This window comes from Nitrogeniibacter mangrovi, assembly GCF_010983895.1.
GTDB lineage: Bacteria > Pseudomonadota > Gammaproteobacteria > Burkholderiales > Rhodocyclaceae > Nitrogeniibacter > Nitrogeniibacter mangrovi.
The window spans coordinates 308,600-326,870 of the sequence record NZ_CP048836.1 but is presented as its reverse complement, the minus strand read 5'-3'; the positions used below and the strand labels follow the sequence as shown (position 1 = coordinate 326,870).

Annotated in this window: 11 protein-coding genes; 5 read left to right on the top strand and 6 right to left on the bottom strand. The window is 64.5% G+C overall.

Features of this window, described 5'->3' with window-relative positions; translation table 11 throughout:
- From G3580_RS01405 to G3580_RS01380, 6 genes are all read right to left on the bottom strand, one after another.
- Nucleotides 1–2,031, bottom strand: a complete 2,031-nt coding sequence (locus tag G3580_RS01405) for a hydantoinase/oxoprolinase family protein (protein ID WP_228720733.1) — start codon at nt 2,029–2,031, stop codon at nt 1–3.
- A gap of 518 nt (nt 2,032–2,549) precedes the next feature.
- The gene (locus tag G3580_RS01400; RefSeq protein ID WP_173763566.1) at nt 2,550–4,502 is read right to left on the bottom strand and encodes a sigma-54-dependent Fis family transcriptional regulator; all 1,953 of its coding nucleotides are present in this window, start codon (nt 4,500–4,502) and stop codon (nt 2,550–2,552) included.
- Nucleotides 4,503–5,449: 947 nt separating this feature from the next.
- The gene (locus G3580_RS01395; RefSeq protein ID WP_217424574.1) at nt 5,450–6,766 is read right to left on the bottom strand and encodes a DUF1329 domain-containing protein; all 1,317 of its coding nucleotides are present in this window, start codon (nt 6,764–6,766) and stop codon (nt 5,450–5,452) included.
- Nucleotides 6,767–6,791: 25 nt separating this feature from the next.
- Nucleotides 6,792–8,315, bottom strand: a complete 1,524-nt coding sequence (locus tag G3580_RS01390; RefSeq protein ID WP_173763565.1) for a DUF1302 family protein — start codon at nt 8,313–8,315, stop codon at nt 6,792–6,794.
- Between the two features lie 85 nt (nt 8,316–8,400).
- On the bottom strand, nt 8,401–10,782 hold the full coding sequence (locus G3580_RS01385; RefSeq protein WP_173763564.1) for an efflux RND transporter permease subunit: 2,382 nt from the start codon (nt 10,780–10,782) through the stop codon (nt 8,401–8,403).
- Between the two features lie 12 nt (nt 10,783–10,794).
- Nucleotides 10,795–11,811, bottom strand: a complete 1,017-nt coding sequence (locus tag G3580_RS01380) for a WD40/YVTN/BNR-like repeat-containing protein (RefSeq protein ID WP_173763563.1) — start codon at nt 11,809–11,811, stop codon at nt 10,795–10,797.
- A gap of 720 nt (nt 11,812–12,531) precedes the next feature.
- On the opposite strand from G3580_RS01380, the gene G3580_RS01375 reads away from it, so the two are divergent.
- The 5 genes from G3580_RS01375 (at nt 12,532) to G3580_RS01355 (ending at nt 18,149) form a co-directional block, all read left to right on the top strand.
- Nucleotides 12,532–13,254, top strand: a complete 723-nt coding sequence (locus G3580_RS01375) for a CoA transferase subunit A (protein WP_267313321.1) — start codon at nt 12,532–12,534, stop codon at nt 13,252–13,254.
- A 2-nt stretch (nt 13,255–13,256) separates the two neighbouring features.
- Complete coding sequence (locus G3580_RS01370; RefSeq protein WP_173763562.1) at nt 13,257–13,898, top strand: CoA transferase subunit B; 642 nt, start codon at nt 13,257–13,259, stop codon at nt 13,896–13,898.
- Between the two features lie 189 nt (nt 13,899–14,087).
- On the top strand, nt 14,088–15,410 hold the full coding sequence (locus tag G3580_RS20345; RefSeq protein WP_173763561.1) for a methyl-accepting chemotaxis protein: 1,323 nt from the start codon (nt 14,088–14,090) through the stop codon (nt 15,408–15,410).
- Nucleotides 15,411–15,462: 52 nt separating this feature from the next.
- Entirely contained in the window at nt 15,463–16,629 is a 1,167-nt protein-coding gene (locus tag G3580_RS01360) for an acetyl-CoA acetyltransferase (protein WP_173763560.1), read from the top strand.
- Entirely contained in the window at nt 16,626–18,149 is a 1,524-nt protein-coding gene (locus G3580_RS01355; RefSeq protein WP_173763559.1) for a class I adenylate-forming enzyme family protein, read from the top strand. The genes G3580_RS01360 and G3580_RS01355 overlap by 4 nt, the downstream gene beginning before the upstream one ends.
- Nucleotides 18,150–18,271 lie beyond the last annotated feature (122 nt).

Here is an 18,271-nt window from a genome sequence, read left to right as displayed (position 1 = left end):
TCAGGACTTCCTCTTCAGCAAGATGTCTCCCGCGTCGCTGATGACGAAACTCCAGCCATCCAGCACCCGGCAGGTAAAGTAGTCTTCCTCGATGATCGCGGGCCCGGCCGCGTGATCACCCGCCTTCATCTGCGCCACCTTGTAGACCGGCACGTCGATCCGGCCCTGGCTGCGGGTCAGTACGTTGCGCACGCCATCGGCCACGGCTGCGGCACCTTCGGTGAATGTCGCCGCCTTGCCGACTTCCTCGCGCAGGGGCTTCACGGCGGTCAGTTCCAGCTCCACGTTCCTGGCCTTGGCGAAGGACGCCGGCACGGTGGGCGATGCATCCAGTTGCGCGGCGATTTCCTCGCCGTCCGCGTTCTCGGCCACCAGGCGGGCATGGATCTGGTAATCGCCTTCCGCCACACCTTCGGCGAACATGTCGCGCGAAGCCTTCACCTTGAGCCCTGCCAGCGCCTCGGCCAGCGTTTCGTCCGAGCATGCGTCCAGACTCACGGAATAGCGCTGCGAGATGTCGCAAGAGCCGATGCCATAGGCACTGAAGACCGCGGCCAGCTGCGGAACGGCGACCGTATCGATTCCGGCCTTCTCCGCCACGCCGCAGGCGTTGAGCGGCCCCGCTCCGCCAAAGGCGAGCAGCGTCGTGTCCTCGGAGATCTTGGTGAAGCGATGCAGTTCCACCGCGATCTTGTCTTCGTAGGCGTGCTCCATCTGCAGGAGCGCCTCGTCCAGTTCCACCCCCAACGGCTGAGCGATGTTCACCATGACCGCCGTGGCGGCACGATCCAGATCCAGCGCCATCCCGCCACCGAAATACGAGGCCGGGTCGAAGATGCCGCACAACAGACTGGCATCGGTGATGGTGGCTTCCTTGCCGCCACGACCAAAGGCCGCCGGCCCCGGCACTGCGCCCACGCTTTCGGGGCCGATCGCGATCCGGTTGTTCACCACCTTGAAGATCGAGCTGCCGCCCGCACCGGCACTCATGATCTCGCTCAGCGGGAAGGAGACGCTGATCCCTTCCACATGACCCCGACGGGTTTCGCGCACCTTGCCGTCCATACACTGGCCGATGTCGGTGGTGGTGCCGCCGACGTCGATCGCCACCACATCCTTCATGCCGTACAACTTGGCAAAGGACTTCATGCCCTCCATGCCACCACGCGGGCCCGAGCTGTAGGTCTTGATCGCCACCGTCTTGGCCACGCGCGAGGCATCGCCGTCATTGCGGAAGATGAGCAGCGGATTCTTGGTACGGAAAGCTCGCAGGCGGTTCTCGGCATTGAACAGGAAGGCTTCGGTCGCCGGATGGAGGAAGGAATTGATCAGCGCGGTCCAGGTACGGCGCGCCTCGTCACGGTCCATGATCAGATCGCTGCCGTAGAGCACCGGCACAGCCCCGAGCAGGTGACGTGGATACTTGCGCAGCACCACCCGCTTGAAGCGGTTTTCCAGATCGACGAAATCCGCCCCGCCGAAGCTCACCACCAGACGATTGGCGCCAGCGGCGGTCAGCTGGTTGATGGCCTTGACGATCTCCACGTCCGCCTCGACCCCCTTGACCACGCCGGCATCGAGAAACACCACGCGATCGGCCACCAGGGCTTCGAAGACTTCGGGATCCTGTTCGGCAAGGCGAACCGGCAGATCCCGCGAGGCCGCGTCGATGATCAAACCGAGGCGCGGCCCCTTGCGCTCGCAGATCGCATTCGTGCCCTGCGTCGTGGAGTAGCGGATCAGGTCCACTTCCTCGAGCAGCCGGGCCACATTCTTTTCGTTGTAAATCACTTCAGAAGCCTTTTGCAGGCCTTCGAAGAAGCATTTACTCAAATCGTAAGGTGTCGTCAGGACTTTCGTCTTCTTGACCACACCTTCCTGGTTGATGCAGATATCGGTGAGCGTGCCACCGTTATCTATATTGATCTGCAATGACATATTGCATTTCCTCCTGCCAGGCGTTTGCCAACCATTAAGGTGAATAAGTTCGTTTGCGTACTCGAACAGCTGTAGACCAATGAAAAAGCCCATTCCTACATTCGGACCATGCGGAAAACTCTCGGTATTGCATGGGCGTTCGATCCATTAATAGCAATCGCTGTGCCAACGAAATGCCGTCCAAAAACAAATCGCAACATACTGTTTTTATTGGAGTTTTATTTTTCAACAAAAATCCGAACACACTGATCCGTCCGGAATCCGGAACAGCGTCCGGATGCCGGATACGTCGTCCCCATCCAACCGCGCGAAATCACGCGAAAGGGGAGACACCGGAGCCGAAAGGTCGGAAATGCTGGAATTAACGCAGCTAAGCGCAGACAAACATCCATTCGCCCGAATCAGGCCGAATGGATGATGCGCGCAGGCGTAATAAATGAATCCGAGATGGAAATTGATGCTTCGCTTGGGGAGCGAGACGGATAAAATCCGGATGTATTTTCTGCCGCGATACTACGTGCCACGAAAATCGGCCGATTGCCGCGCGAAGAAAATAAAAATCGCGCCCGCAACCTGATGAATCAGATCCGGGCGCGACAGAATGAAACGGCCTAGACGCGGGCGCCGCGCACCCGGTCGACCAGCGGGTCGAGGTTATACCGCTTCAACTTCACATAGAGGGTGCTTTTCGCGATCCCGAGAGTGCGTGCCGCGCCGGTCATGTTGCCGCCGCTGCCGCGGATCGCACGCAAAATGGCTTCGCGCTCCACCGACTCGAGGCAGGTGATGCCTTCATCGGTTTCGTCCACGACCTCGGACAATTCATGCGGCAGATACTCCTCGCTCAGATGAATGTCCGGCGTCATCAGCACCATGCTTTCGAGCACGTTGCGCAATTCGCGGATGTTGCCCGGCCAGGCATAGCGCTTGAAATACTCCATCGCGCCCGCGGTAATGGTCTTCTTGGGCATACCGTACTGGGTCGCCAACTTCTCCAGATAGTGGTCGGCCAGTACCGGAATGTCGTCAACCCGATCTCGCAGCGCAGGAATGCGGATGCTGGTCACGGCCACACGATAAAACAGATCCATCCGGAACCGTCCTTCTTCCACCTCCTTGCGCAGATCCCGGTTGGTCGCGGCGATCAGGCGGAACTTGACCTTGCGCGGCTTCGTTTCACCGAGCCGGTACACTTCGCCCTCTTCGAGCACCCGCAGGAAATGCGGCTGCAGATCCAGGGGCATTTCGCCGATCTCGTCGAGAAACAGGGTGCCGCCGTCGGCCGCCTCCACCTTGCCGACCATGCCCCCCCGCCGGGCGCCGGTAAACGCCCCCTCGGCATAGCCGAACAGCTCGCTCGTCAGCAGCTCGCGCGAAAAGCCGCCGCAGTTGATGGCCACGAACGGCGCATCCTTGGTAGTGCCCGCCTTGTGGATACCTCGGGCCATGACATCCTTACCCACGCCCGTTTCACCAAGAATCAGCACCGGCACGCTCGATCCGGCCAACTGCCGCGCCTTGCCGACCGACTGGCGCAGCCCGGGATTGTCCCCCACCACCTGCTCGAACGTGCCATCGTTGGCTAAGACATCTTCACCCACGACCGGACGGCTGAATTGCGTATTGCTGCTCCGACCGGGCAGGGTGAGCAGGGTGCCGATCCGATGTCCGTTGTGGAACACCGGATCGAGCCAGTCGGCCTGAATCCAGGGGGGCAGTCCGGTCGGCATCTCGCTGCCCTTGACCGGACCGAAGGCGAGGCTGGACAAATCGGCGGCCTGCCCATCGGCCAGATCCGACAGCACACTGCTGGCCCGCTCGTTGGCCTTGATCGGGTTGCCGCGCCGGTCCAGCACCACGACGCCGTCGCTGGTGGCACTGGTCAAGCGCCGCATGCAGTACTCCAGCAGGCGGTAACGCATGTCCATGGCCATGCGGGCAAGTCGGTTCTCGATTCGGCCGGAGGTGGTCACCACCAGCGCCAGGCTGTGACGGTTGAAGGTGGAGTTGAGGCCCGACACGTCGATGACGCCGAGAATGGACTTGTCATACGGATCGCGGATCACGGTGGCGGAGCAGGTCCAGCGCTTGATACCGGCACAGAAATGTTCCGCGGCATGGATCTGGATCGGTTGACCGATTTCCAGCGCGGTGCCGATGGCATTGGTGCCACACGCCGATTCGCTCCAATCGCTGCCCGGCATCAGGTGGATGTTCTCGGTGGCTCCGCGGGTCGAGGTATCCCCTTCCATGTTGAGGATGGTGCCGCTGTTGTCGGTCAACACCATCACCGTCCCGCTTTCGGACAGGAAATCCCGCGCCTCTGCCATGATGGGCGTGCTGGCGCTGAGCAGTTCATCATGCTCGTTCAGCAGGGTGTACAGGGACTGCTCGGCGACCGGTTCGGGGCCGCCCGTGCGCCCCGGGTCGACCTGGTTGTGAAGACAACGATTCCAGGAATCATCGATCAATCGCCGGATCGCATCAGTGGCACTGCGTTCGCCACTGAGAAGCCGTTCCCATGAATTCATGATGAAACGGTCGTTCTCGGGCCGCGAGAACATCTGGCTCGCTCGGTTTGATTGCATTGTGCTCCTCCTTGATGCCGCGCTGTCACGGCCGGATCAGAGCCCGACCGTCCGCACGGTTCGTTGTAGATCCGTTCGGCTCATGCAGACGGCCGACGAATCGTGTGTATGCCGTGACGCGATGGCTGCGACGCCACGAACACCCGGCCCATCTTCTACCCTCCTGTCGCACTTCTCAAGCATTCAAGCGCAGGAGGCGAGCCGTTACCGCACCAGCCGAAGGTCGTAATCGAATCTCCTTCAAAGAAACGCGGCACTTCACATAAATGCAAGACATGTGCCAGAACGAGCCATTTGCACCACCCCGCCTACGATGACGCGATAGCAAGGGCTCCCGTCACCTCACGACGACACCGGCGACGACCACCTGATCGAGGGCCGCTCCCATCCGTCCGGATTCCGGACGGTCACCGTCCGGAATCCGGACGGACTGCCTCCATCACTGCATCATTCATGGCTTTCGAGCCCGCCACAACCCGTCCGAATCGATCCGGACAGCACCGCCCGTTCTCAGGCCCAACGCCACCTTGAAACTCAGGCCCGCCGGTATGGGCCTCGTGAGCCTCACATGCCCCTGGGTGGACGCCCACCGCAAGGATCAGGAACAACGGCGTGCCGCATTGCCGCGCCGCCTGCGTACAAAGGCTTCCGGAACGCGGTTTTGGGCACACCCCCGAGGCCGGCGTATCCACGCAGACCGCTCAGCATGCGCCCATTGGCAGAAGAATCCGGTGCAGCGGGTCGATACCCGACGAAGGTCATATCGACATGACCATCGCGCCGATGGTTGCGGCCGCGCACCGGAAGGCGATCGTCTCCGGCGCCATCGACAGACAGCATGCGATACGACCGCCCGACGTCGGGATGGTGGTTGGCGGGCACGTTTCCGCACCCGCCGCACCTGCGGCGTTGGGGCTGACCGCTCAGCGACCACCGCCGGTGGCCACTTCCTCCAGCTTCGACAGGGAGACGTCGGTCTCCTTCACACCCGCCGGGTTCGACTTCATGTTGGCCGACCAGGTGGTGGAGTGATTGCGCTTGACGTCGATGACGTGGCCGACCACGGGCATCACCGCCTTGTAGCCGTCGTCACCCACGTCCGGACGGTTCTGGAAGATCATGAATTTCCAGAACTCCCCCTTCTGGTCGTACATCTCGCCCAGATAGGGGCGCGGGAAGCCTACCTCCATGTACACCACCTTCTTGCTGTACGGGTGCTCCGGCGGCGGCGTGCCTTCCACCACATAGACCTCGCGCGGCTCCCACGCGATGTTCTTGGCGGGGAAGAAGTACGGCGCCTCGGTCAGGCCCACGGAGGGGAATTCCTCCGGCGTGCCTTCCTTGCTCCGGTCGACGCTCAGCTCGGGACTGTGCGCGATGGCGAACACCCAGCGCTTGCCGATGAGCTTGTTGGACTGGTACTTGGTCGGGAAGGCGTCCCAGATGTCCCAGTCGTCATAGAGCTGGTCGGTGCCGCCGATCGGGTCCATCCACGCGCCACCCGACAGGCGCCGGGTGCGGCGCACCGACTTCAGGTAGGCCCAGGTGGCGTCCGGCTTGGCCGAGGTCGGGTCGTTGTAGCGGATCGAGAAGGTGCCCAGGCCACGGATGTCCTGCGGGCTGGTGGCGAACAGGTAGGTCTTCTGCGCGATGGTGCCGTCCCCCACGGTGGTCGGCCCGCCATCGAGACGGCCTTCCATGTAGTAGCGCATCGACTGCCAGCGCTGCACCCGCTCGACGCCCTTGTCGCCGCTGATGAACACGAAGGAGATGTCACGCAGATCCATGGTGGCGCCGTAGGTGTCGGCGCGCAGGTTCCAGATCACCTTGTCGCCGGCGTACGGGTCGTCCATCTTGATGGTTTCCGGCGGGAACGGCATGCCCGCCTGCCAGTTGCTCATGGTGCGATCGGCAGTGTTGAACTTGACCGTGCCGATGTTCTTCTTCGACCACTCCACGTATTTCGGATCCATCTCGATCTTCTTCGAGTGGGCGATCTTCATGGTGAGGCCGAACTTCTTGATCATGTACTCGAGCTTCTCCGGCACCATGCTGGCGACGGTCTTGCCTTCGAAGGTCTCGTTCTTGATCTTGTCGTAGTTGTCCTTGGTGATGACGAAGCCGGCCTTGAGTTCGCCCGCCAGCGCCGCCTGGGCGCCGACGATCAGGCCGACCGCGCCGATGAACCCCAGCGCGTGGGCGATCCGGCGCATGCCGTGGGAATGTGCTGCGTTCAACATCTGTTGTCTCCTTGTGTGTCTCTGATCAGAAAAGCCGGGTCAGGCGGAAGGTGAGCTGACTGTTGTTGGCGAAGTAGCCGAACAGCTGGGTGTTCGAGTTGGGGTCGAACAGTTGCTTGGAGGAGCCGTTGGTCCAGAAGATGTCGGCCTCGGCCTTGGCGCGCCACTTGTCGCCGAGCACGAATTCCACGCTCGGGATGGCGAAGCCGCCGCCATGGCTCAGGTCGACACCGACGGCGAAGCCCGGGTTGATGGTGTCGTTCTTGTAGTTGAGCACCGTGAACGCGGTCAGGATGGTGTTGTGCTCGGTGAGCGGCGCCCCGTAGGCGAACAGGCGCACCAGGTCCTCCTTCTTGTCGTAGTCCTGCACCCAGGTGTCGAACAGCTGGACCGAGGAGAAGGACGGACGGGTGGTGCCCAACAGACGCTGGAAGTTCAGGTTCTTGTCGGCCCGCAGCATCATGGTCACGACGTCCTTGGTCTTGATGCCACCCAGTCCCAGGCCCATGTGGCCATACTTGTTGACCGCGAAGCCGCCGGTGCCCACGTTGTACGGCTGGTCGAAGGTGTAGGCCACCTCGGCACTGAACACGGTGTCCAGGTCGGCCGAGTAGCCGCTGACGGTGGCGCCGACCACGTCGATGATCGGGTTGATCAGGTCGAACAGGGGGCCGGTCGGGGTCTTCTTCCACGGCGCGAAGCTCGAGTTCGCCACCGGGTCGGCCGAGAAGGCGCGGATATAGGCCACCGAGTAGTTGAGCGTGTCGGTCGCACCCGACCAGCGGATCCCGCCGGTGACTTCATCCTTGTCGGCTTCCGGATGGTTGCAGTCGTGCTTGGTCACCGCGGTCAGATCGAAGCCGCGATAGGGCTGGAAGAACCAGCGTCCGCCCTGGATATCGTAGGTGTTGCCGATATCCTTGCAGCGGTCCAGCCCCGGGCGCACGAACATCTGCAGTTCGCCGTTCGCTTCGGGCACGTCGAGTCGCAGGTTGGCCAGCCACAGCGGCTTGCGCCATTCCTCGTTCTCCCCTTCGAAGAACAGGCGCCAGGACAGATCGTAGCCATGCACTACGTCCATGGCATGGAAGAAGTCGGACTCGCCCCACACGATCTGCTGCTTGCCCAGACGGACCGTGGCGCGGTCGCCGAGCTTGAACTCGCCCCAGAATTCGCGCAGGTCCTGACCGTTGTAGTTGTCGAGGATGTTGCTGTCGTCGCCGCCGGTGGTACCGGTGGCCACGCGCAGGTCTTCCAGGTCCTTCAGGTACTGGGTCTTGTGCTCCCGGTCCCCGCGCGCGATGGCCTTCCACTGGATCGGACCGGTCTGGGCGTCCATGTCCAGCATCAGCGAGCCGCGGATCATGGACGGCTTCCACTTGTCGTCGGCCTTGGTTTCGGGAATGTCCTGCATGTTGAAGGCGGCCCAGCCACGCACGTAGCCGCCGATGTGGAAGTAGGTGTTGCCGTCGTCGGCGGAGGCACTCGCCGACAGCGCGGACATCAGGATCACGCCGGCTGCCAGGCGGCGGTTTCGGGTCTTGTTCATGGTTCTCCCTTGAGTCGTTAGGTGTGGTGACACAACAGCGCCGTCAGGCCGCCCGGGGTCACCCCCCGGGGCGGCCCGTCGGAAGTCAGGCGACAGCGGGCTCCGCGTCTGCGGCCAGCTCGATCGGATGGCGTTTGGAACCGACGATGAATTTGGGGCGGAACAGATAGACCAGCGCCGGCATCAGGAACAGCGCCGACGAGGCCGAGATGAACAGCCAGATGGCGATGAGCACGCCCATGTCGGCCTGCAGCCGCAGCGACGACAGGCTCCACAGCACCACGCTGGTGATCAGCGTCAGCGCGGTGATGAGCACCCCCTTGCCGGCACTGGCGATCGACTTGGCGATCGCGCGGGGCACGTCGCCGTGGTGGTGCAGTTCCTCGCGGATGCCATCGACGATGTAGAAGGTGTAATCCACCCCCAGGCCGATCCCCAGCGCCACCACCGGCAGGGTGTTGATGTTCATGCCGATGCCTTTCCAGGCCATGTAGCTGAAGGTCAGGGTGTTGGACAGCAGCACCGGGATCATGAAGAACACACCCGCGGCCATCGACCGGTAGGTCACCGTGCAGCACACCACCAGCACCAGCAAGGCGAAGGCGATGGCCTCGATCTGGCCGTTGAGGATCACCTCGTTGACCGCGGCCAGCACGCCCACCAGACCGCCGGCGAGCATGAAGTGCGCATCCTTCATCGGATGGTCGGCGATGTAGTCCTTGACCCGGGCGATGGCGGTGCGGATGGTCTCGCCCTGGTGGTCGCGGAAGAACAGGGTGACGGCGCCGTTCAGGGCCTGCGGATCGGCGAAGCGGTCCATGTCGCCGGGGTCGGCGCCGGAGACGAACATGTACATCAGCTCGCCGTTCTCGTTGGCGCTGTTGCCCAGCTCCTGGTAGCGCGGATTGCCTTCACGCAGCACCCGCTTGACCGCCGGCAGCACATCCGCCAGCGAGATGCTGCCACCGACCTCGGGCTGCGCTTCCATGTACTTCTGGAACTTCTCCATGCCCTCGAGCACGTCGGGCTGCTTGAGCGCTCCCTCCTTGTCGCCGCCCACCACCACGAACATCCGGTCGGAACCCTGGAACTTGTGGTTGATCGCGGTCGCGTCGGTGTTGTAGGTGGAATCCGGCCACAGGATCGGCGAGCCGGGGTTGGCGTCGCCCACCTTGAGGTTGAAGGCATACAGCCCGGAGAGCACGAAGATCACCAGCGCCGCGATGGCCACGCCGTAACGCGCCGGCGAGGTGACGATGGACGAGCACAGGCGCAGGATGCGCTGCAGGATCGGCTGGATGTTGATCGGATGGGCGTAGCGCTTCTCCAGCCGGCACCACGACAGCAGCACCGGCGTGAGCACCAGGGCGCTGACCATGATCGACAGAATCCACACCGTGCCGATGTAGGAGATCTTCTCCAGCATCGGGATCGGCGTCAGCGCCACCACCAGCACGCATCCGGCATCGGCCACCACCGCCAGCATCCCCGGCTTGAACAGGTTGAGCAGGCTCGCCCGCGCCGCCGCCTTGGTGCTCGACGCACCGTTGGCGACCTCGTCCTCGAAACGCGACACCAGCTGCACCGAGTTGGAAATGGCCTGGGCGGTGATCAGGAAGGCCACCACGATGACCAGCGGGTCGAGATGGAAGCCCATCAGCTTGGCCGCGCCCAGGGCCCAGATGGCACTGACCACCCCGGTAGTCAGCGGCAGCAGGGTGCCGTGCCAGGTGCGGGTGATGAGCAGCAGCAGCACGACCAGCGACGCCACGGTGATGAAGAAGATCTGCGCCGTCTCGGTCAGGTAGTAATTGACCAGGCCGTACAGGATCGGCTCGCCGACCACCCGCACCAGCACGCCGTCGCCGCGCGCGGCATCGGCGATCGCCTTGATCTGGCGGTAGGCCTTGAAGTAGTCCACCGTCCCGTCGGTGAAGTCCGCCGTGATCAGGGTGGCCTTCATGTCGATGGACACGTAGGGCCCGTAGACCAGCGGATTGTTCAGCACCGCCTCGCGCAGGGTCTTGATGGCTGCCGCATCCTTGGGCAGATCCGGCCACATCAGCGGACGCGACTCGATCCCCGAGGTCGAGGCCCGCACCTCCTTGAGCTTCTTGGAGGCCAGGGACACGATCTGGTAGTTGTCGACCCCCTCGACCTTCTGCAAGGCCTTGGTGATCTCCTGCACCTTGCGCAGGACGGTCATGTCGAACACGTCGCCCTTTTTGACCTCGAGCATGATGCTCACCATGTTCGAGCCGCCGAAGGTCTGCTTGAAGCGGTTGTTGACCTGCACGTAGGGATGGTTCTTGGGCAGCAGGTCGCTGAAGACCGTCTTGACCTCGATATGCGCGGCCAGATAGCCCATGACGACGGTGATGGCGGCGACCACCACGACCACCGCGACCCGCCGGCGCAGGATGAAGTCGATGACGTGCTCGAGCGCCTTGAAGGTTGTGTTTTTCATTGGATGTTCCTCTCAATCGCGGCCAAAGGTGAGCAGCCGCCCGCCGTCGAGCACGCTCAGGTTCGCGCCGGCGAGGAAATAGCGTTTGCCGACCTTCAGGATCTGCGTGCGCCAGGCCAGGTCCTGCTCGGAAATGCGCCCGCCGGTCCAGTGCGCCCCGTCGGCATCACCGACCACGCGCATGCCCTTGTCGCCCACCGCGATCCAGTGGGCGCCGTCCCAGATGACGCTGTTGAGGTGTTCGCGGGTCATCGGCGGCGCCTGGGTCCAGCTCGCGCCACCGTCGGCGGTCACCAGCACGACGCCGGACAGGCCCACCGCCACACCGTCGAGCGGATCGCGGAAAGCCACCGACATGAGGCTGGAGTCGACCGGGCTGGGCATCTCGGTCCACGTCGCGCCACCGTCCCCGGTGCGCAGCATCTGGCCGAACTCGCCCACCAGCCAGCCGTCCTGACCGAGGAAGAAGATGTCGTTCCAGGCCTGGTCCTTGGCGGGGATGACGCGGGTCCACGTGGCGCCGAAGTCGGTGCTGCGCAGCACCGCGCCGTATTCGCCCACCGCCCAGGCGAATCCGCCCGGATAGGCACGCACCCGCATCAGCTTGTTGGCGACCTCGGAACGCGGCGCCTTGACCGGCGTCCACGTCTTGCCTCCGTCGCCGGTCACGATCACGACGCCGCCGTTGCCGACCGCCACCGCGCGCTGCGCGTCCCAGGCCGCGATCGACTGCAGATGCGCGGTCAGCGGATCGGACTGCACCGCCCAGCTGGCGCCGCCATCGTCGCTGCGCACGATCTTGCCGTAGCTACCGACCGCCCAGACCACCGACGCAGACGGCGAGACCACGCCGTAGAACAGGTCGCGCCGTTCGATGGGCGGCGTCTTGAGCACCGCGATCTGCGGCTCCCATTTGATGAAGAAGGCCGCGTAGAGCAGGCTGCCGATGATCGCCAGCGGGACCGCCGACAGCACGGCCGACGCAAAGCTGCGCGCGATTCTGTTGATGGAGATGGATGCACTAGCCATGGCGCACCATCCTCCGGACCGGACAGCACGCGATCCGCCCCCCTTTCGGTACCGGCGCCCGCCGGCCTCCCAATTGAAGCGTCTCTATTCTCATGTTCTCCTCTTTCCTGGTCTTGTTGGCCGGCGGACGGGCCTCTCTCCCCTGTTTCCGTCCGACTGGGTGTGGATGCACAAGCCGGCCGACTTCCCGGCAGCTCGCCTTCCCCACACGAGGCGTCCGGTCCGGCGCAACACGCACCGGCAGGACGCTTCGTTCCTTCGCAACTTGAATGCCAGAAAAAAGGCGTAGAAAATTTTTCGTAACCCGCTGTTTTTATTGTCTATTTTTCCTTCCGCAGGATGCTGCGCCGCAACATGAGAACGGCGTCCCGTCCGGATATCCTCCAGTGAGGTGACCAGATATCGAACCGCCCGTACGCTCACCCGCGCCCTCGAAATCCGACACTTCAAGGTGCGCGCACAGCCCTGCCCCCCGGATCGAATCCATCGGCATCGTCGGTGCTCGGAGCAATGCGTATCGAGTGGTACGCCGACCGGAGAACAGGCCGATATCCGGATTCCGACCGTTCGATCTCGCGACTGTGACGGCCTCGTGTCGATTCCGTCGAATTCATCTACCTATTTGAATTCACGTGGCTTTTATGTCACTCCACGGCCTGGCACCGCTCTTGCAATGCTTTTCCGGTCAAATCCGATCAAGGACATTTCGGGAGGAATCCAGTGTCACTGAGCAAAGTCTGTGCGACACCCGAGGCCGCGCTGTCCGGCCTGCTGCGGGATGACATGACGATCATGTCGGGAGGGTTCGGGGTATGCGGAATTCCCGCGGCCCTGATCGACGTCATCCTGGACTCGGGCATCAAGGGGCTGACCCTGATTTCCAACAACCCGGGCGCCGACGGTCATGGTCTGGGCAAACTGTTCCAGCACCGTCAGGTCCGCAAGCTCATCTGCTCCTACGCTGGCGACAACGCGCTCTTCGCCCAGCAGTACATGGCCGGAGAGGTGGAGGTGGAATTCAATCCGCAAGGCACGCTCGCCGAGCGGATTCGCGCCGGGGGCGCCGGCATCCCCGCGTTCTACACGCGCACCGGCGTCGGGACCGTCATCGCCGAGGGCAAGCCGACCGCCGAGTTCGACGGCAACACCTACGTCCTCGAGCGAGGCCTGACCGCCGATCTGGCGCTGGTCCACGCCTGGAAGAGCGACCCCGAGGGCAACCTCCAGTACCGCATGACCGCGCGCAACTTCAATCCGCCCATGGCCACCGCCGCCAGGATCACCGTGGCGGAGATCGAAACCCTGGTGCCCACCGGCGGCCTGGATCCGGACCACATCGTGACCCCGGGCATCTTCATCCACCGGCTGGTGAGCGTCGGCACCATCAACAAACATATCGAGCAGCGCACGGTTCGCCGTCGCCCGGCCGAAGTGGAGGGCTGAACATGGCTTGGAGTCGAGACGAGATGGCCGCGCGCGCGGCCCGGGAACTGCGGGACGGCTTTTACGTGAACCTCGGGATCGGCATTCCGACCCTGGTCGCCAACCACGTTCCCGACAACATGTCGGTTCAGTTCCAGAGCGAAAACGGGATGCTCGGCATGGGCCCTTTCCCCTATGAAGGGGACGAGGACGCCGATCTGATCAACGCCGGCAAGCAGACCATCACCACCCTGCCCACCACCAGCTTCTTCGACAGTGCCACCTCGTTCGGGATGATCCGGGGCGGCCATATCCAACTGGCGATCCTGGGCGCGCTGCAGGTGTCCGAAAAAGGCGATCTGGCCAACTGGACCGTGCCGGGCAAGATGATCAAGGGCATCGGCGGGGCCATGGATCTGGTCGCCGGGGTCGGCAAGATCATCGTGCTCATGGAGCACACCGCCAAGGGCGCGCCGAAGATCCTGGCCACCTGCAACCTGCCGCTGACCGGTGTCGGCGTGGTGGACATGATCATCACCGACCTGTGCGTGTTCGAGGTGGGCGAAAACGGTCTGACGCTCACCGAACTGGCTCCCGGCACGACGCTGGACGACGTGCGCGCGGGCACCGGGGTTTCCTTCGCGATCGCGCCCGGCGTGCACTGATCCGCCCTCGATCACATCGGGGCACGCCACACCGATCGTTTTCATGTGGGGACGCACATATCCAGGAATCGAGGTTGCTCCTCCGCCGCCCCTCACCTTTGGATGCGTCCCCCATTTTTTTGCACACCCCACCCCACACGATGCCGCCCCATGACCGCTGGCGGCAGGCGCATTCAGGGAGGATCAACCATGCGATTTCTCTATGGACGTCGGAGCCGGGAGGCACTGCAACGCGCGCTGGAGACGCTCGCAGCCGGCATGCAGCAGGACCAGGGCGACATCGAGCTCGGCGCCTGCCCGGCGGCCTTCCGCCCATCGCTGATCCGGCTCCAATCGGCCTGGCAGGCGGCGCACACCCGTGCCCAGGACCGCCTGGCAGCCAGCGAAGCGACGGGGCGGCAGATGCAGCTGCGCGACGAGGCCGCGCGCGGGGAGCTCGACCATTTCCGCGCCCGCTTCGATCTGCTCCTGGCCGCCACCCATGTCGGCTTCTGGGAAATGGCACTGGGTACCGGTGACACCATCGACGACGACCACCCGATCTGGTGGTCACCCCAGTTCCGCGCGCTGCTCGGCTTTGCCGACGAGGGCGAGTTTCCCGACCGGCTGGGTAGCTGGCGCACACGCCTGCACCCGGACGACGAAGGCGCCACCGTCGCCGCCTTCCTCGCCCATCTGAAGGACCGCAGCGGCCGCACCGACTACGACGTCACCTATCGTCTCGCCTGCGCCGACGGCCAGTACCGCTGGTTCCGCGCCCGCGGTGCCACCCGGCGCAATCCGGACGGCTCCCCGCAGCGCGTAGCCGGTTCGCTCGCCGATGTAGACGCCCAGATCCAGCGCGACCAGGAACTGAACCGAACGCTCGAGCGCTTCGAGCTGGCCCGGTCGACGCTCAGCGACGGCCTGTGGGACGTCGAAATGGTGGACGGCTCGCCGACCCATCCCGAGAGCCGCTGGTGGTGGTCCGACCAGTTACGCGCGCTGCTCGGTTTTTCCGACGAACATGATTTCCCCAACCGGATGGAAAGCTGGGCCAGCCTGCTGCATCCGGAGGACGCACCCGCCACCCTGGCCGCCTTCAAGGCCCATCTGGCGGACATCAGCGGCCAGACCCCCTACGACGTGGAAAACCGTCTCCGAACCAAGAGCGGCGAATACCGCTGGTACCGCGCCCGCGGCCAGACCTGCCGCGACGCCAAGGGCACCCCCCTGCGCTCGGTCGGCGCCCTGGCGGACATCCACGCCACCCGCAAGGAAAAGGAATTGCAGGCGATCGAGGAACAGCACCGCCTGCAGTTGCAGGCCAACCTGGACAAGATCGTGACCATGGCGGAGGCCATCCGGGAGGTCGCCAACCAGACCAATCTCCTCGCCCTCAATGCCGCCATCGAGGCGGCCCGGGCCGGAGAAGCCGGCCGCGGCTTCGCGGTCGTCGCCGACGAGGTGCGCAAGCTCGCCGAGCGCACCCGGCTGGCCACACAGGAAATCACCAAGATGGTGACCGAATGATCCGCCCCGTCCGTTCGCATTCGGGGCGGACATCACGACACAAGGAGTCACAATGAACGCATGCATCATCGGCTGGGGCCACACCCGTTTCGGCAAGCACGACGACGCCAACCTGGAAGCCCTGATCGTTTCCGCCACCCGCGAGGCGCTTGAGCACGCCGGCGTCGACGGCCGCGACGTGGACGCCATCTGGCTGGGTCACCTGGGCGGCGGCCTGGTGCCGGAGATTTTCACCTCGTCGCTGGTCATGCAGGCCGACCCCAGCCTGCGCTGGCGCCCGGCCACGCGCGTCGAGAACGCCTGCGCTTCGGGCGCCGGCGCCCTCTTTGCCGCCTGCGATGCCATCGCCGCCGGACGCACCCGCATCGCCCTGGTGGTGGGGGCGGAGAAGATGACCGGCGTGTCCGGCGCCGATGTCACGCGCGTTCTGGGCAGTGCCTCCTACTACAAGGAGGAGGGCGCCCGGGGCGAGACCTTCCCCGGCATCTTCGCCCACATCGCACAGGACTACGCGACACGCTACGGCGACCCGTCGGAAGCCATGGCGCGGATCGCGGCGAAGAACCACGCCAACGGCGCCCTGAATCCGCTGGCCCACATGCAACGGGATGTCGGCTTCGAGTTCTGCAACACGGTCTCCGACAAGAACCCCCTGATCGTGGGCAACCTGCGCAAGACCGACTGCTCGCTCGTGTCCGACGGCGCCGCCGCCATCGTGCTCGTGAGCGAGGACATCGCCGCCAACTTCAAACGTGCGGTCCGCATTCGCAGTCGCGCCCAGGTCAGCGACCTGATGCCCATGTCGGCGCGTGACGTGACCAGCTTCGAAGGTCCGCGACGCGCCTGGGCACAGGCGCTTGACGCCGCCGGCCTGCGGGTCAACGATCTATCCTTGGCGGAGGTGCACGACTGCTTCACCATTGCCGAACTGCTCGCCTACGAGGCCATGGGGCTGGCCGCGCCCGGCCAGGGCGCCCGGGTCCTCGAGGAAGGCCTGGTGATGCGCGACGGCAAGCTGCCGGTCAACGCGTCGGGGGGCCTCAAGTCCAAGGGCCACCCGATCGGCGCCACCGGAGTGTCCATGCACGTCATGGCCGCCATGCAATTGACCGGTACCGCCGGCCAGCTACAGGTGCCGGATGCCGAACTGGCCGCGATCTTCAACATGGGGGGCGCGGCCGTGGCCAACTACGTCAGCATTCTGGAACCGGTCCGATGAACCTCGCCAGCCTGCTTGTCCGCGCTGCCCGGCTCTACCCGCAGCGGCCGGCCGTCCTGGTCGGCAGCAAATGCCGCCATACCTACGGCGAGCTGGCCGCACGCACCGGCGCCCTGGCTGGCTTTCTTCGTCACCGACTCGACCTCGCCCGCGACGACCGGGTCGCCATCTACATGACCAACGGCCCGGCCTACCTCGAGACCCTCTACGCGGTGCTGTGGGCGGGCCTGGTGGCCGTGCCCATCAACGCCAAACTGCATCCGCGCGAGCTCGAGTACATCCTCGAGGACACCGGCGCCCGGGCGCTGTTCATGTCCGACGATCTGGCGCCGGGCGTGGCCGCGGCAACGCTGACGGCACCGGCCCTCGAACACACCCTGGTCGCCGGCGACGCCGCCTATGAGGCGGCCACCGGGCACCATTTCCTGCCGCTGCAGGAGCGGGAACCGGGCGCGCTGGCCTGGCTGTTCTATACCTCCGGCACCACCGGCCGCCCGAAAGGGGTCATGCTCACCCATCGCAACCTGTTCGCGATGCTCCACAGTTACTTCACCGACGTGGATGCCGTCGGAGACGGCGACTGCGTCGTTTATGCCGCTCCGATGTCCCATGGCGCCGGGCTGTACGGATTTCCGTACATGCTGCGCGGCTGCCGCCATGTGCTGCCCGAATCCGGCCACTTCAATCCAGACGAACTGATCGATCTCGCCAGCGATCTGGGCCACCTGTGCCTGTTCGCCGCCCCCACCATGGTTCGCCGCCTGGTGGATCGGGTCAAGGCCCGCGAAACCGGCGGCCAGGGCTTCAAGACCATCGTCTATGGCGGCGGCCCCATGTATCTGGAGGATATCCGCGACGCCCTCGCCACGATGGGGCCCCGTTTCGTCCAGATCTACGGCCAGGGCGAATCCCCCATGACCATCACCGCCCTGCCGCGCCACATGCTGGCGGACCGCGCCGCGCCGGACTGGGCGACCAACGCGGCCTCGGTCGGCTTCGCCCAGTCTGCCGTCGAAGTGCGTCTGGCCCATGCGAACGGCAAGACGGTGGCCGAAGGCGAGGTGGGCGAGATCCTCGTGCGTGGCGACGTCGTCATGGCCGGCTACTGGCGCAATCCCGAAGCCACCGCCAAGGCACTCCGGGACGGCTGGCTGTGGACTGGTGACATGGGCACGATGGACTCGCGCGGCCTCATCACGCTCAAGGACCGCTCCAAGGACGTGATCATCTCCGGCGGCACCAACATCTATCCGCGCGAGGTCGAGGAGGCACTGCTCAAGCATCCGGGCGTTCGAGAAGTGTCCGTGGTCGGCCAGGCCGATCCCGAATGGGGCGAAATCGTGATCGCCTTCGTGGTCGGCGCCGACGATCTCACCGCCGAGGCGCTGGACGCCCTCTGCCTGGCCGAAATCGCACGCTTCAAGCGCCCGAGGGCATACCGCTTCCTCTCCGAGCTGCCCAAGAACAGCTACGGCAAGGTACTCAAGACCGCCCTGCGCACACTGCTCACCCCCCCCTGAAGCCACCGGGCCCGCAGTCCGGAATTCAACCGTCGCTGTCGCCCGGCGTCCGAAACCCGGACGTCTGGCACCTCCCGCAGCAACGCTGTCCGGCCCGGCGCGTCCGGGAAAAACGTCATGGA